At 33.3% G+C, this 14510-nt stretch carries 14 protein-coding genes and 1 pseudogene; 4 read left to right on the top strand and 11 right to left on the bottom strand.

Translation table 11 applies throughout. The annotated features are described in order from the left end of the window. Positions 1-111: 111 nt before the first annotated feature. A complete protein-coding gene (locus tag DR871_RS09765) occupies positions 112-1386 on the bottom strand; it encodes an NAD(P)/FAD-dependent oxidoreductase (RefSeq protein WP_262707886.1) in 1275 nt (424 codons plus the stop codon). A 41-nt stretch (positions 1387-1427) separates the two neighbouring features. After that, a complete protein-coding gene (locus DR871_RS09760; RefSeq protein WP_113666123.1) occupies positions 1428-1952 on the bottom strand; it encodes a GNAT family N-acetyltransferase in 525 nt (174 codons plus the stop codon). A gap of 163 nt (positions 1953-2115) precedes the next feature. Between DR871_RS09760 and yaaA the strand changes: the two genes are divergently transcribed. Further along, positions 2116-2874, top strand: coding sequence for a peroxide stress protein YaaA (gene yaaA / locus DR871_RS09755; RefSeq protein ID WP_113666122.1), 759 nt, complete (start codon positions 2116-2118; stop codon positions 2872-2874). A 27-nt stretch (positions 2875-2901) separates the two neighbouring features. Here the strand turns inward: yaaA and DR871_RS09750 are convergent, their stop codons facing one another. The 4 genes from DR871_RS09750 to DR871_RS09735 form a co-directional block, all read right to left on the bottom strand. Continuing rightward, a complete protein-coding gene (locus tag DR871_RS09750; RefSeq protein ID WP_113666121.1) occupies positions 2902-4485 on the bottom strand; it encodes an MDR family MFS transporter in 1584 nt (527 codons plus the stop codon). A gap of 74 nt (positions 4486-4559) precedes the next feature. After that, positions 4560-5639, bottom strand: coding sequence for an HlyD family secretion protein (locus DR871_RS09745; protein ID WP_113666120.1), 1080 nt, complete (start codon positions 5637-5639; stop codon positions 4560-4562). Between the two features lie 9 nt (positions 5640-5648). Further along, positions 5649-6980, bottom strand: coding sequence for a TolC family protein (locus DR871_RS09740; protein ID WP_113666119.1), 1332 nt, complete (start codon positions 6978-6980; stop codon positions 5649-5651). Beyond that, positions 6970-7596 carry a TetR/AcrR family transcriptional regulator gene (locus DR871_RS09735; RefSeq protein WP_394345635.1) on the bottom strand — a complete coding sequence of 209 codons (627 nt, stop codon included), beginning with the start codon at positions 7594-7596 and terminating at the stop codon, positions 6970-6972. The genes DR871_RS09740 and DR871_RS09735 overlap by 11 nt, the downstream gene beginning before the upstream one ends. Positions 7597-8019: 423 nt before the next feature. Between DR871_RS09735 and DR871_RS09730 the strand changes: the two genes are divergently transcribed. The 3 genes from DR871_RS09730 to DR871_RS09720 all read left to right on the top strand — a co-directional run bounded on the left by DR871_RS09730 (position 8020) and on the right by DR871_RS09720 (position 10033). Then, the gene (locus tag DR871_RS09730; protein WP_113666118.1) at positions 8020-8598 is read left to right on the top strand and encodes a TetR/AcrR family transcriptional regulator; all 579 of its coding nucleotides are present in this window, start codon (positions 8020-8022) and stop codon (positions 8596-8598) included. Between the two features lie 45 nt (positions 8599-8643). Then, entirely contained in the window at positions 8644-9276 is a 633-nt protein-coding gene (locus DR871_RS09725) for a nitroreductase family protein (protein ID WP_113666117.1), read from the top strand. 199 nt (positions 9277-9475) lie between these two features. Further along, positions 9476-10033, top strand: a complete 558-nt coding sequence (locus DR871_RS09720) for a DUF4494 domain-containing protein (RefSeq protein ID WP_113666116.1) — start codon at positions 9476-9478, stop codon at positions 10031-10033. Between the two features lie 91 nt (positions 10034-10124). On the opposite strand, the gene DR871_RS09715 is transcribed toward DR871_RS09720, so the two are convergent. The 5 genes and pseudogenes from DR871_RS09715 to DR871_RS09685 form a co-directional block, all read right to left on the bottom strand. After that, positions 10125-10640: a GNAT family N-acetyltransferase gene (locus DR871_RS09715; RefSeq protein WP_113666115.1), complete on the bottom strand. Its 516-nt coding sequence runs from the start codon at positions 10638-10640 to the stop codon at positions 10125-10127. Positions 10641-12379: 1739 nt separating this feature from the next. Then, positions 12380-12511, bottom strand: a pseudogene (locus DR871_RS16625) (hypothetical protein); the annotation flags it as partial. A 71-nt stretch (positions 12512-12582) separates the two neighbouring features. Next, positions 12583-13068: a hypothetical protein gene (locus DR871_RS09695; RefSeq protein WP_113666111.1), complete on the bottom strand. Its 486-nt coding sequence runs from the start codon at positions 13066-13068 to the stop codon at positions 12583-12585. Between the two features lie 228 nt (positions 13069-13296). Beyond that, on the bottom strand, positions 13297-14058 hold the full coding sequence (trpA, locus tag DR871_RS09690) for a tryptophan synthase subunit alpha (protein ID WP_113666110.1): 762 nt from the start codon (positions 14056-14058) through the stop codon (positions 13297-13299). Positions 14059-14179: 121 nt separating this feature from the next. Continuing rightward, the gene (locus DR871_RS09685) at positions 14180-14497 is read right to left on the bottom strand and encodes a gamma-glutamylcyclotransferase family protein (RefSeq protein ID WP_113666109.1); all 318 of its coding nucleotides are present in this window, start codon (positions 14495-14497) and stop codon (positions 14180-14182) included. Positions 14498-14510: the final 13 nt, after the last annotated feature.

Here is a 14510-nt window from a genome sequence, read left to right as displayed (position 1 = left end):
TTAATTTATAGAAAGGCAAAAAAAATAGCCACAGATTCACCGATTATAATTTTTTTGACAAATTAAAATCTATGAAATTGTGGCAATAATCGATTTATAATGTAGAGCAAACTATATTTTCATCGCTTCAGCAGCTAATCGTCCCGTTTTTAGAGCGGCATTGATAGATCCATTCAGTAAGTTGTCTCCACAAATAAATAGTGTATCTGAAATTTTTATTTCAGAAGCATCAATCGTATTTCGCACACTTTCTTGAGTTGGCAAAGCATATTCAATGCGATAGGCTTTCAGCATTTTCCATGAATTTACTTTTTCGCCATACCATTGTTTTAATTCTTGTTTCATGTTTTCTGCCAAAGTTGCGTCATCAATCGTTGGGATTCCATTGAAAGAAACGGATATAAGTGCTTTTCCTTTTGGCGCATACGCTTCGGAAACATTAGAAATCACTGTCAAATTATTCACCCATTTTTTCTTAGTTGAAGCATTTAAAATCACAACTGCTTTATCAGTTGGCGCTTCATTGGCTTCAAAATAGATATTTGTAACCTGATGAGAGGTCATTTTTTGTTTCGGAAAGAATTTTTGGGTAAGGTTGTTTGCAGTCGTAGCCAAAAGGATTTGGTTGGCTTCCATAACGGTTCCATCTTCAGTAACTACGGTTTTGCCTTCAATAGCAGTGACTCTTGTATTGCATTGAATACTGCCTTCGGGAAGCATGGCAACTAACTGTTTAGGTATTTCTTCCATTCCTAGTTCAGGAACCGCCACATCTCCATCTGAAAACATTTTCATCACAAAATCAAACATTCGACGCGAAGTTTTCAATTCATTCTCCAAAAAGATTCCCGAGAGGAAAGGCGCATAAAAACGTTGAATCATTTTTGTACTAAAACCATACTCAGCCAACTGTTTGCTGGTCGTTTGTTCTGGTTGTTCGAAAATTTCGTCAATGGTTAGTTTTTGTAATCTATTCTTTAACCAGAGCGTATTAATTTTATCTTTTAAAGTACCAACGGGAGCAAAAAGTGTAGCAAATGCTGCCGAAGGTCTTCGGAATGGATCTGCTATTTCAAAATTGCCTCCGTCATAAAGAACGGTTGCTCCGGGTAACATTTTCTTTAGTTTTAAATCCGTATAATTCAGTAATGTTTGCGTTTCAGGATAAGCCGTCAACAGCACTTGAAAACCTCTGTCTAAAAGAAAACCTTCATGTGAATCGGTTTTAATTCTCCCGCCCGCGCGTTCACTGGCTTCCAACAGCAGTACTTTTCGCCCTTGACGATGCAAATGAACAGCAGCAGCTAATCCCGCCAGTCCTGCTCCCACAATAATTACATCCTGTTTCATAGTATTTTGATAATGTTTGGCACAAAAATAAGTCAATTGCCGTTTTAGAAGTGCCTAAACAAGTTATAATTTAATTTTTATTCATGAATTTCAAATCGCATCAATAAATCAGTTTGCTCGTCATTACCCATTATAAAAACATGTTTGTCAAAAACAACAAATCCATTTTTTGTATAAAATCGAAGTGCTCTGTGATTTTCTTCCCAGACACCAAGCCACACAGAATCAACATCAGTATTTTTCGCAATTTTTTTTACTTCGTCTAGTAAAAGCTGCCCGATATTTTTTCCATGAAAATTTTGTAAAACATAAATTCGTTGCACTTCTAAAGCATTTTCATTTATAGATTCTGTTTGCGCGTCACCAAAGTTTATTTTTAAATAGCCAACAACTTCATCATTTGAGTACGCGATATAAAACTGAGAATTTACATTGTTTAATTCAGCCGTTAGTTGCTCCGTATTCAAGCTGTTTTTTATGTAATCGGCAATATTTTCTGTCGTATTTACACCGGCAAAAGTTTCAGTGAAAGTTTGGATGCTTATCTTTTGGATTGTTTCCAAATCAGATCCTGTTGCTTTTCTAATCTCAATTGTATTCATAATTATTTCGTTGGTATTTTATTTTTCAAAAATAATTAAATTAGGAAACAATTTTCATTATCTATTGAACTATTAAACAAATCAATTTAATGATTCGTGATTTCTTAATTGCAATTAGTACTTTTGAGAAAATTAATAAAAAACGCTCAAAAGAGTACTGTGTATGAAAATTGTAATATCGCCAGCGAAGTCTTTAGATTTTGATAAAAATTTGCCCACTGCGTTGCATTCGGAGCCTTTATTTTTAAAAGAATCGCAGCAAGTTCATAAAGTTTTGAAAGAAAAAAAACCTGCGGACTTATCTGATTTAATGAGTATTTCCGATAAATTGGCTGATTTGAACTGGAAGCGAAATCAAGATTGGAAAACCCCTTTTACGACTTCAAATTCGCGTCCTGCTATTTATACTTTTGACGGAGATGTTTACATTGGATTAGACGCTTATTCGATTTCTGAAAAAAAAATAGCGGATTTACAAGATCGTTTAAGAATCCTTTCCGGTTTGTACGGATTGTTAAAACCATTAGATTTGATTCAGGCATACCGATTGGAAATGGGAACAAAATTACCCATTGGCGACAGCAAAAATCTGTATGAATTTTGGAAGCCAATAATTACAAAGGCTTTAAATAAAGAACTTGAAGATGGAGAGTTATTTGTCAATTTAGCGAGTACTGAATATTTTTCGGCAATTGATGTTAAAGCTTTGAATGTTCCTGTAATTACTCCGGAATTCAAAGATTATAAAAATGGGAAATTAAAAATAATTAGTTTTTTTGCCAAAAAAGCCAGAGGAATGATGGTTCGTTATATTATTGATACTGATGCTCAAACGATAGACGATTTAAAAGGATTTAATTATGATGGCTATCAATTTGATGCAAATTTATCAGAAGGCAATCGTTTGGTTTTTACGAGGTAGGTATAGACGGAATTAATCGCTTTTTTGCTAATGCATAGCATCAGCCGGGTTGATTTTGTTTTTCCCTTTTTTAATAAAAAAGATAATTGGAATACAACACAGAAACATAATTCCGAGATACATGAAGATATCCATATACGATAGAACAGCACTTTGTTTCATGACAGAATAGTCAATGACCTGATACGCTTTTTTCAACGATTCATTAGCAGTAAATCCTTTCGACATAAATCCTTTTTGAAGCATTAAAACTCGCTCTTGAACCTCTAATCTGGTTGTGCCTAAATGTGAAACTAAATTGACTCTGTGTTCCTGGCTAAATCGGGTGATAAATGTTGTAATGATTGCAATACCAAAAGAACCTCCTAATTGGCGCATCATACCTGTAAAAGCTGCGCCTTCGCCAATATCTTTTCCTTTTAATGTAGAAAGGGACAATGTAGTTATCGGTACAAAAAGGAGTCCTAATCCAATTCCTCTTAAAATTAACGCCCAATACAAATGTTCAACACCAGTATTTGGTGTCATACTGTTGTGCATCATATAAGTAAAGAAAAAGAAAATTAAAAAACCAAGACCTACCATGTAACTTTGGGGAACACCTTTTTGAAGTAAATTTCCAACAATTGGCATCATTAAAGCTGTGGTTATTGATCCTGGAATCAGTAACAGCCCCGCATCAGTTGCAGTCCAACCTAAAATTGTTTGTGTATAAATTGGGATGATTAAAGTGGAACCATAGAGTCCAAATCCTAAAATAAAACACATAACTGTTCCAATTCTTAGATTCCCATCTTTTAAAACACCTAAGTTGACGATAGGGTATTTATATGTTAATTCTCTCCAAATAAAAAGTACTAAACCAAAAACGGTAATGGTTGTTAAAAGTATAATTGTTTTATTATTGAACCAATCGTCTTGTTGACCGTGTTCTAATACATATTGCAAAGAACCAATAAATGCCGTTAATAGAAAAATCCCCAACCAATCGACTTGATTAGATTTCAACTTTTCGCCATATTTAGGACTTCTTACAAAAGTCAATGCTAAAATAGTGGCTATAATTCCAAGTGGAATATTGATGTAAAAAATATATGGCCACGAAAAATTGTCAACAAGGTAGCCTCCTAAGGGCGGACCTAAAGTAGGTCCAACAATGACACCCATTCCGTAAATCGCTTGGGCCATACCTCGTTTTGCAATAGGATAACTCTCGGTTATAATGGTTTGAGCTGTCACTAATAAAGCACCACCACCCAATCCTTGAATAAATCTAAAAGTTACAAGTTCCCAGATATTATCTGCATTTCCGCATAAAAAAGAAGCTACCGTAAAAATAATAATGGAAGTAACAAAATAATTACGTCTTCCAAATTGTTGTGACAACCAACTGGTCATAGGAATGACAATCACATTGGCAATAGCATAAGCTGTAATTACCCATGCAACATCGTTTAGCGTAGCACCCAGACTTCCCCTCATGTTTGTCAGTGCTACATTGACAATTGTGGTATCTACGATTTCGAGCAGGGTACAAAGTATTGCTGTAATCGTAATCAGAACTCGTCTGTAGCCATATTCTACTAAATCGTCTTCTCCCGCTTGTACCATTTATGCTAAAGTGTAAACTATAATTGTCTTAAAAGTGTCGCTTTTTTTTATTTTTTAAATCTAGAAAAATAGATTTATTTTAAATGTACATCTACATCTACATTCATTCCCGGGCGCAATAATTTTATTTTTTCAGGATCGTTTGTTGCGTTCAAACTTATTTTTACCGGTAATCTTTGAATCGTTTTTACAAAGTTTCCTGTCGCGTTATCTGGCGGTAGCAATGAGAATCGAGATCCTGTTGCAGGTGAAAATGAAGTGACAGAACCTTGAAAATCATAATTAGGATATGCATCTACTTTTACAGTTACTTTTTGTCCAATTACCATTTTGTTCAATTGCGTTTCTTTGAAATTAGCAATTACCCAAGCTTCCTTATTGTTGATAATGTAAAACAAAGATTGTCCTGGCTGAACCAATTGTCCTGGCTGAATATCAATTTTGGATACCTGACCATCAATCGCAGCAGTTACCGCGGTATAGGTTAGATTCAATTTTGCGGCATCCAGCAATGCTTTGGCTCTTTTAATATTGGCAGCAGCCACTTCGGTTTGTTTATCTGAAACTTTAGATTTGGCCACAATAACTGATTTTTGAAAGGCACTGGCTCTTTCTTGTTGTTGCAGAACACGAACTTGACTTTCAGCTTCCAGTTTAGCCGCTAGAGCTTGTTCGTACTGCTGTTTTGTGATAGAATGGCTTTTGTATAAATTCTCATATCGATTGTAATCACTTGTGATACGTCCCAATCTTATTTTTGCGGATTCTATATTTCCACCCGCTGACAACACATTTGCATCCGAAACAGAAATGCTGGCTAAAGCACTTCCAATATCAGCTTTAGTCACTTCAAAATTACCTTCAGCGCCAATCATTGCTGCATTGGCTTCCTCAATTTTCAATTGGTAGTCTCTTCGGTCAATAGTAAAAAGCGTATCGCCTTTTTTTACAAAATCATTATCTTTGATGTATACTTTATCTACATATCCAGAAACTCTCGGAATAATTGGATTCATGTTTTTTTCAATTTGCGCATCATCAGTTTCCTCGTGGGATTGTGAATGGATGTATTTAAAAGTTCCATAAGTTCCTCCTAAAACAACCAAAGCTACTAGGATAATAATAAATTTTTTATTTGTTTTTTTCTTTTCCATGGTAGTTGATTATTTATGAGCAAGATTGAAGGATTGAGATAATTGACCAGTTACGGAGAGTAACTCGTAGTATTTTTGGATTGTATTGGCTTTCGCCAAAGCTTTATTGATTTTTGAATTTAACTGTTCGACATCAGCTTCAAGCAGGTCATTTGTGTCTGAAAGTCCATTGTCATATTTATCTTTTACAATTCGGAAATTTTCAGTAGCCTGTTCCTGTGCTTCTTCATAAACCGTGTTTTGTTTCAATGCTAAATCGTAATCTTCAATCGCTTTATGGACTTGGATTTTAATGTAATCCGTTAATATTGCTTCAGAATTCTGAACTTCAAAATACTTATTTTCAGCAAGTCTAACCAAAGTTCCGTTTTTTAGAATAGCACTCAAATCATACGAAATTCCAACTCCAATATTCATCGCATTTTGTACGGTAATTACATTGCTCAGGTCTAAAGCGGTATATCCACCAATAATCGCAATGGCTGGATAATAGGAAGATTTTGCTATTTTGATATTTGCTTCGCTGGCTTTTCCCTGAAACCGAATCGCTTCTAAATCCTTACGATTTTCTAAAGCTGGTAATTCATTGGTTGGAATATTTGTCATTTGGAAATCAGCAAAATCATCCTCCCGAATTTCCAGTTTGGTGTCTGGATTTAATTTTAAAAGTGTAACCAAATAAAAGTTGATTATTTTTAAATTATTATTCGTTTCATCCAGTGACAATTGTATTTTCGAAGCTTGTAATTTAGATTTCAACAGATCATTTCTAGGAATAATTCCGTTTTTTTCAAGCTCTATAAAATCTTTAACGCGCTGTTTGGCACTTTTTTGATTTTCTTTCAACAGTTCAATTGTTTTTTGTGCTTTGTACAAACTGGCATAATAATCAATCACCCGCAACGCAATTTCTTCTTTAGTTTGGGATGATGTAGCCATTTCAGCCTGATACAAATTTTCATTCGCTTTGATGCTGTTTTGAATTTTAAAACCAGAAAATACCGGAACACTGGCATTCAACTGACCAATCATTAACTGATTGACAATAGGAATCGCTTGTGGAGTACCAGAATTGTTTTGATCCAGTTTAAAATCTATTGATGCATTTGCCAATCTTTGGTACTGACCTGAAAGTTTCAAATCTGGATATTGATTGTTTTTTGTAGCCTGCAATTCGTATTTTTTGGTCTTTACTTTTGTATTGGCCAGCGTAACTTCATTGCTTTTGGTCCAAGCCAAATTAATGGCTTCGTTCAATGTTAAACTTGTTTTTTCTTGTGCTTCTACTGCTGAAATTCCAATAAAGAAAATCCCAAAGAGCATAAATTGACTAACTTTCATATATAAGAAGTGCTTTTATAGTTTGTTGAATGTGCTTTGTCAAATTGGTTTTGATATAATTGTTGTATAAATCTTCGGTTTTCAGGTTTAATAAATTCTCGAAGAAAGGTTTATTCATGTGAAAATGAAAGAAAGTCCCCAGAATGGTGGGTGTGATAAGCGGAATTATAACATCTTTTCTGAAAATGCCTTTTTTCTGACCTTCCTCGATAATAGCTTCAAGGGATTTTAGATTTCCTTTTTTTAATTCAGAAAAAGCCTGAAGATTTTGTTCTCTCTTTTTAGAAGTAAATTCAAAGTGTAAAATTCGATAGATTCCTCTGTTACTATTAATTCTGTTGATGTACAGTTCAATTAGTTTGTTGATTTTATCTATAGGTTCCAGTTCTTCATTTAGCAGATTATCCAATTGATTTTTAAGATCCGAAGTTCTGTAAACAATAAGCGATTCCAGTAATCGTTCCTTGGAACCAAAGTAGTACGAAACCATGGCAATATTAATTTTTGCCACTTTTGCTATGTTTCGGATGGAAGTACCGTCAAATCCCTTCTCTGCAAAAAGTGTTTCTGCAACTTCGAGGATTAGAATTTGTTTATCGTTAAAATTACTTTTCAATGGAATTGAATTTTTGTTAAACAAAACTAAACAAGTGTTTAATTTAAACAAGTGTTTAATTTTTTTTTAACATAATTTTAATAAAAATTGAGGCTTTCATGAAAGTTTAATTTTTGCTGTTAACCAAAGTTATAAATTTTTTATAAACTGGTAAGGAAAATAATTTATTCAATATAGTCCTCCTTATTGGTTTCCTCGGCTCGATTTTAAAAAAAAATAACGAAAGAAGACGCTATTTGTCGAAATGCTTTCCTTTTCCTAACATACTTTTAAGAGTAAACAAAACATAATTAATTGTGATTTATGAATGTTCATTCTTTTTTATAGTATCTTTGTATTTCAATATGACTTTAATACAAATGTTTTTTTAAGCATTTTTTAATAGAGTTGTTATTTATTAGGAATTTAAGAATAATATCAAAAATGGCGCAACTTCAAAAAAGTATTGATAAACGGATTGCTCTCTTGAAAGCTACTTTGACTTTAGTAAATAATGGAGGGATTCAAGGAGCTTCAATGGCAAAAATTGCAAAAATTGCAGCTGTTTCTCCCGCCACGATTTATCTGTTTTTTCAAAGTAAACAAGATTTAGTCAGTAAATTGTATCTAACAGTAAAATCATCTTTTGCTGAAGCGGCCTTTTTAGATTACAATCTTCAGGAATCAGTGGAACTTAGTTTTAAAAAAATTTGGTTCAATATGGCGCATTATAAATTGACCCATCAAGAAGAAGCCTCTTTTTTATCGCAATGTGATAATACGCCCATGATTGATGAAATAACAAGACAAGAAGGATTACAATTCCTGACGCCGCTTTTTGATTTATGGATGAAAGGAAAAGAAGAGGGTATTCTGAAGGATATTTCACCTTATCTGATGTATGCTTATTCGATATATCCTATGGCTTTTTTGATGAACATGAAAAATAGGGGATTGTGTCCTTTGGATGAAAAAACATTGCAAGAAAGTTTTCAAGCGGCATGGGATAGTATAAAAGTGTAAAAATTTTTAATATAAAAAAAAACAGTAATTAATAAATATAGTACAATGGAATTATTAGATAAATTGAAATGGCGTTATGCAGCTAAAGCGATGAATGGAGAAAAAGTAGCTCAAGAAAAAATTGATATTATTCTCGAAGCAGCAATTCTAGCACCTACATCAAGTGGTTTGCAACCTTTTGAAATAATGGTGGTAACCAATCAAGAAATTAAAGAAAAAATCAGAGCAATAGGGTGGAATCAATCCGTGATTACAGACTGTTCCCATTTATTAGTATTTGCCGCTTGGGATACGTACACAGCGGATCGTATCAATAAAGTATTTGATCATACCAATGATATCAGAGGTTTTAAAAATGAAGGTTTTGAAAATTACCGTCAGATGCTGTTGAGTACGTATCCTCAAAAAGATGCTGAAGTTAACTTTCAGCACGCAGCAAGACAGGCTTATATTGCTTTTTCAATGGCTATCGCAGCTGCCGCTTTCGAAGGAGTAGACAGCACACCAATTGAAGGTTTTGAGCCAGATGCATTAGACGAAATTTTGAATCTAAGAGCAAAAGGTCTTAGAAGTTGTGTAATTCTTCCTTTAGGCTACAGAGATACCGAAAATGACTGGTTAGCAAACTTAGCAAAAGTCAGAAAAAACAAAGAGGATTTGGTTACACTTATTGACTAATACTCAGTTTTGAAGAAATATTTTTTAAAAACAGCCTTTGCTTATTGTAAAGGCTGTTTTTTTATTTGAGGAATTAATTCTTTTAATTGAAATAAAAATCAATACCGACTTCCATCTAAAATTGTGAATATCTATTTTAGTAATACTGTTGTTTTTTTTCTTTTAAATCTATCTTTGACATCCTTAAAAAAAAAAAGAAATGAGCACAACTTGGTACGAATGCAAAGTAAAATATAGAAAAACAGACGAAACTGGCGGACAGAAGATTACAACGGAACCGTACTTGGTAGACGCGTTATCTTACACGGAAGCTGAAAGCAGAATTAATGAAGAAATGTCAGCGTATATCAGTGAAGAATTTAAAATCACGAATATAAAAGTCGCTAATTATGCTGAGATTCATCCTTTTGAAAATGCGGATCGTTGGTTCAGATCTAAAGTATCTTTATTGGCCTATGATGAAGAAAGCGGTAAAGAACGCAAAACTAATATGTATTTATTAGTGCAAGCCAATGATGTAAAAGAGGCTTATGATAACACCATTAGCGTGATGAAAGGTACGATGGGCGACTACACCGTTCCTGCAATTTCAGAATCTCCTATTATGGATGTTTTTCCTTATTTCAGTGGGGAAGAAGGTGAACTGGAACAATTAGAAAGATTCAATGCGCTGAAAGCATCTAAGCCGGAAGTAGCAATGGAAATCGAGGACCACATGGAATTTGAAACTGCTCCTGAAGAAGAAGCTGTAGTTTAAGATTTTTAAAAAAAACTCACCGCAAATTCGCAAATTATTGAAACAGTTACTAACTGTTTTTATTTGCGAATTTGCGGTTTTTTAATTTCAATCAGTCTTGTTTGTGTAATACTTTCTCGAATGCTTTCCTGGGGCTTCCTCTAAAATAAACTTCGCCACAATAGGTATAACCTAAGTTTTCAAAAATTTTCATCATAGCAATATTATCAAAATTTGTGTCAGCTTTTACACTGTAAATATTGTTGCTTAATGCAAAATCTTCTATGTTTTTTAGCATCAGTTTAGCCAGTCCTTTACCCAAATGTTTCTCAGAAATAGCTACGCGGTGCATGACAACAAAATCATCATTCGTTAACCAGTTGCCTTCAATTGTAGCGTAAGCAGGTTCGTCATTGATGAGTACCGCACTGTAACCGATGATAGTTTCTCCGTCTGCCAAAACAAATCCTTTGCCTTTTTCAATATCTTTTTGTATTACTTCCGGATTTGGATAACCGTCCTGCCATTGGGTACTGCCATCTTCTTTTCTGCGTTGTATCGCTTGTTGTAAAATTTCCCATATCGGAGCTATTTCAGATAGTTCCGCTTTTCTAAAGTGATAATGCATTATTGTAATTTAAGTTTTTTAGTTAATGAGTGTGCTTTAAAAGTACAAAACAAACTTTGAATTTTGGACATTCCTCATTATAGGATATATTTACTTTTAGAAGAATAACTTGCGGAGAATAAGGAATATTTTCTTTGCTGCGATTGCTATCTCGAGCTCAACGGGCGAGAACTCGCACTAACGATACGGGATTAAATTTTTTTCTCTTTTTCCAACACTTTAATTTCAGTTATTTCCTTTTTAATACTTTGTCGAATAAGCGCATATATACTCATGTAACTGTTGGCTATCCATACTAAAGAGAAGCCTGCTATGATATATCCTCTCCAGTCAGTCAGCAAAAGTTTATAATTAGTTAAAAAAAGAAATAGGATTGTTATGTAATGACTAAAACAGTATTCGCAGGTAAAAAGGTAAAAAAACTTTCTTTTTAACAAAGTGTCATCATGAAGGCTTCTGTTAAGACAGTATTCCCTCGGCTCTCGAAACAATTTCTCGTGGGTAACTGTCCATGAAACACAAGCAACCGGTATAGCCAATATAAAAAGCCAAATAATCTGAGTAAATAGAGTCATAGGTTTTTGTCTAATAGAATTAAATAAAGCAGATTATTAAAAATACGCATTTAAGTTTAATATACAACGCTTTGAAGGAACAATCGATAGCTTTTAAAACAGTACATTACATATAATCCTAAATAGTATGATACTGACGTTTTTCATATTTGCCAAATGGATTTACACTACCTATTTTTTTAGATGAACACTTTGCGTACCAGTGGAGTTTACTTTTTATAATTTAGGATCCGTTTTTGTATTTTCGTTTTCGTTTATTTCCTTTTTAAATTGTTTTTTGTAGTTATATCGAGCCAATAGACCCATACACATTCCAAAAAATAAAAAGTGAAATAAGTGTTTAAATTGTATAAATGATTCCCCGTCTAAATAATCAAATCCTGCCATCAATACTGCGTAACCAAATCCAGTAAACAAAAATGTTCTTATAAATATTTTATTTTCAATCTTCATTATTTATTTTCTTAATATTAAATACATTTCTTAAGTAAAGAGTTCATTTGATACAATACATACTCAAAATTTAACTCTCATTTTGGCTTTCGTAAAATTAAATTCAAAAATTATTGTGATTAATTTTGTGAAAATTAATTAAAAATATTTCGTTATCGTCTTTTTTGCCCTTTATTCTATCGTCTTCTTTTCTAAATTAATAACTTATTGCAAAATGGCTTATAATGAAGCTATTTCAGATAGTTCCGCTTTTCTAAAGTGATAATTCATTATTGTAATTTGAGTTTTTCAGTTAATGCGTGTGCTTTAAAAGTACAAAACAAACTTTATATTTTGGACAATCTGTATTATAGAATTCGCAGCATTCGCGAGAAATTTATTTTTTAGAAGAACACTTTGCGGAGCTGGGAACACTTTGCGTAGCGGGGTTTATGATGATAGCACGTAATTCCACTAAATTCGCAAGTATATTGAAACAGCTGTTGTGCGTGCGGCTTTATTTAGGTTTCGTTTCTCCTCCTTTTAAGTGAGAAGCCTTTTTTAAATTATTTATTATGAACTCAAATATAAAAACAGGAAATATAATTTCAACTACTAAACATTCTCACAAAATGACTTTTAGCGAGCTAAATTCAGAGGGTAAAGCAATATGTATGTATTTTATAGATACAGAATTACATACAGAAATTCACGAACTAAAAGATCTAACGTTTATTTCTGATTAGGGTCTTTGTCTGTTAATTGGTCTGTTCTAAATTGACTATGATTCACTTTAGTGCCTACAAACCAACTGCAAATCCAAGTTTCTGGTCGTGCTAAAGAATGTACGGTCATTGCAGGACTGCCCGTTTTTAGCTAAACAATCATTCCAGATTTTATTTCCATTTTTTTTTAATTTAATTATATTGAAAATTTCATCGTAAAAACATAACAGCGTTATCTCCATTCATTATGCTTATTTTGCTCATATCTTTTCGCCAAATAAAAATCACTTTTTCGTCATTATTATCTGTGTACATTTTAGATATTATTTCAGAATTTTCGCTTTTTACTTTCACTGGGTTTCTTAAATTGATTGTAGTAGGCTCTTCGTGTGGTATTTGCATTTTAATGGTAATGTTGTCTGATTTGCCATCTACAAATTCAACAGTAGTTTCACACTCAATTGTTACGTCATTATTTTTTAGTTGTGAATACTTTTCGATGTTGGTAGGTTCCGTTTGTTCTGAAACTGTATTTTCATATTGTGGTGTTACATTTTCAGAAGGTGGTCCAGAATATTGTTCTGAATTTGTATCGTATTCATATTTAGGTTCTGGAGTTATTGTATTTTCTTCTTTTTTACCACAAGAATAAGCAGAGATAAGTAATGTAATTAATAACGTTGTTTTTTTAATCATTTTATAAAGTTTAATATGAAAAATTCTATTCGTTCTCCTTCGGTTCTCCAAGCTGACGCACAACTTTTATATAGGCGAAACAAACCTTCGTATATACACCCAAAATTGGGTAGTTTGGTGAATGTTTGTTTCGTTTTATAGTTAAGTCAAATATATAAAAATAATCTTATAAAAAAAACGGCGTTTAAATCAATTTTAAACGCCGTTTGATAGTATATAAAGGAAATTTTATCGAATCGCTTTTACAAACTCTTCAATTTTTCCGGTACTGTTTTCGGTTAGGTGCTGGATGAAAGCGCTTCCTATAATTGCTCCTTTGGCAAATTGTGTAGCTTGGTTGAAGGTTTCCTTGTTGTTGATTCCAAAACCAATTACCTGAGGATTCTTTAGATTCATGTCGGCAATGCGTTTGAAATATTCTTCCTGAGCGCTTCCAAAACCAGTTTGGGAACCGGTAACGCTCGCTGAACTTACCATATAGATAAATCCATCAGAAACGCTGTCAATAAAATGGATGCGTTCAACGGATGTTTGTGGCGTAATCAAAAATATATTTTTCAAACCATATTTCTCGAAAGTGGCTTTGTATTCATCGGCATACACATCAACGGGAAGATCAGGAATGATTAATCCATCGATGCCAATCTCCGCACATTTCTGGCAGAAATTCTCTATTCCGTATTGTAACATTGGGTTGAAATAACCCATAATCACTAATGGAATAGCAACCGTTTTACGAATGTCTTTTAGTTGGTCAAACAACACCTGTGTTGTCATTCCGTTATGCAATGCTTGTGTGGAACTGGCTTGAATTGTTGGTCCATCGGCCAATGGATCACTGAACGGCAATCCGATTTCAATCATGTCCACACCATTTTTTTCTAAATCCTGAATGATTTGTACGGTATCGTTGAGGTTAGGATATCCCGCCGAAAAATAAATGGAAAGTATCTTTTTAGTCTCTTGTAATTTTTGATTTATTCTGTTCATTTTAATATAATTTTATTTATTCCCGCTAGGGTTCCAAAACCTTGTGGGTATTATTTTGTATTCAAAATTTGGTTTTAGAAACCTAGTAGGTTGTTTAAATCGGAACTATTTTTCTGGATTATTAACTTTCAATATAAATCCAGGCCGAAAGTCCAGATTGCAATGTTATTTGAATTCTTTTATAAGCATTAGATTCGAATTGATCTGCTTTTATGAGATCTTCGTTGGTTACAGTAAAAGCGATACCATTTATTGCATCCGAAGGATTTTCACTTGGAATAGCTACAAAATAATCTTCCATTCCAAATTCTTCTTCTATTTGAAAATCTTTTAGTTTGTATCCTAAAAGCATGTCCTCAGTTCCACTTAATAGTTTATTAAAAACCTGCATCTGAATTTCTTTTGACTGCAATGTACCGTAAGAGAATAGCTGTTCCATAAATAATGTTTTC

Source organism: Flavobacterium petrolei, assembly GCF_003314435.2.
Classification (GTDB): domain Bacteria; phylum Bacteroidota; class Bacteroidia; order Flavobacteriales; family Flavobacteriaceae; genus Flavobacterium; species Flavobacterium petrolei.
Note: the sequence above shows the minus strand (reverse complement) of the source record. Positions and strands in the feature narration are given on the sequence as shown.

Coding starts and splice junctions, on each gene's coding strand:
- DR871_RS09715 (WP_113666115.1), bottom strand. CDS start 10,640: ATGCATTATCACTTTAGAAAAGCGGAACTATCTGAAATAGCTCCGATA.
- DR871_RS09745 (WP_113666120.1), bottom strand. CDS start 5,639: ATGGAAAAGAAAAAAACAAATAAAAAATTTATTATTATCCTAGTAGCT.
- DR871_RS09740 (WP_113666119.1), bottom strand. CDS start 6,980: ATGAAAGTTAGTCAATTTATGCTCTTTGGGATTTTCTTTATTGGAATT.
- trpA (WP_113666110.1), bottom strand. CDS start 14,058: ATGAACAGAATAAATCAAAAATTACAAGAGACTAAAAAGATACTTTCC.
- yaaA (WP_113666122.1), top strand. CDS start 2,116: ATGAAAATTGTAATATCGCCAGCGAAGTCTTTAGATTTTGATAAAAAT.
- DR871_RS09685 (WP_113666109.1), bottom strand. CDS start 14,497: ATGGAACAGCTATTCTCTTACGGTACATTGCAGTCAAAAGAAATTCAG.
- DR871_RS09720 (WP_113666116.1), top strand. CDS start 9,476: ATGAGCACAACTTGGTACGAATGCAAAGTAAAATATAGAAAAACAGAC.
- DR871_RS09760 (WP_113666123.1), bottom strand. CDS start 1,952: ATGAATACAATTGAGATTAGAAAAGCAACAGGATCTGATTTGGAAACA.
- DR871_RS09695 (WP_113666111.1), bottom strand. CDS start 13,068: ATGATTAAAAAAACAACGTTATTAATTACATTACTTATCTCTGCTTAT.
- DR871_RS09750 (WP_113666121.1), bottom strand. CDS start 4,485: ATGGTACAAGCGGGAGAAGACGATTTAGTAGAATATGGCTACAGACGA.
- DR871_RS09725 (WP_113666117.1), top strand. CDS start 8,644: ATGGAATTATTAGATAAATTGAAATGGCGTTATGCAGCTAAAGCGATG.
- DR871_RS09730 (WP_113666118.1), top strand. CDS start 8,020: ATGGCGCAACTTCAAAAAAGTATTGATAAACGGATTGCTCTCTTGAAA.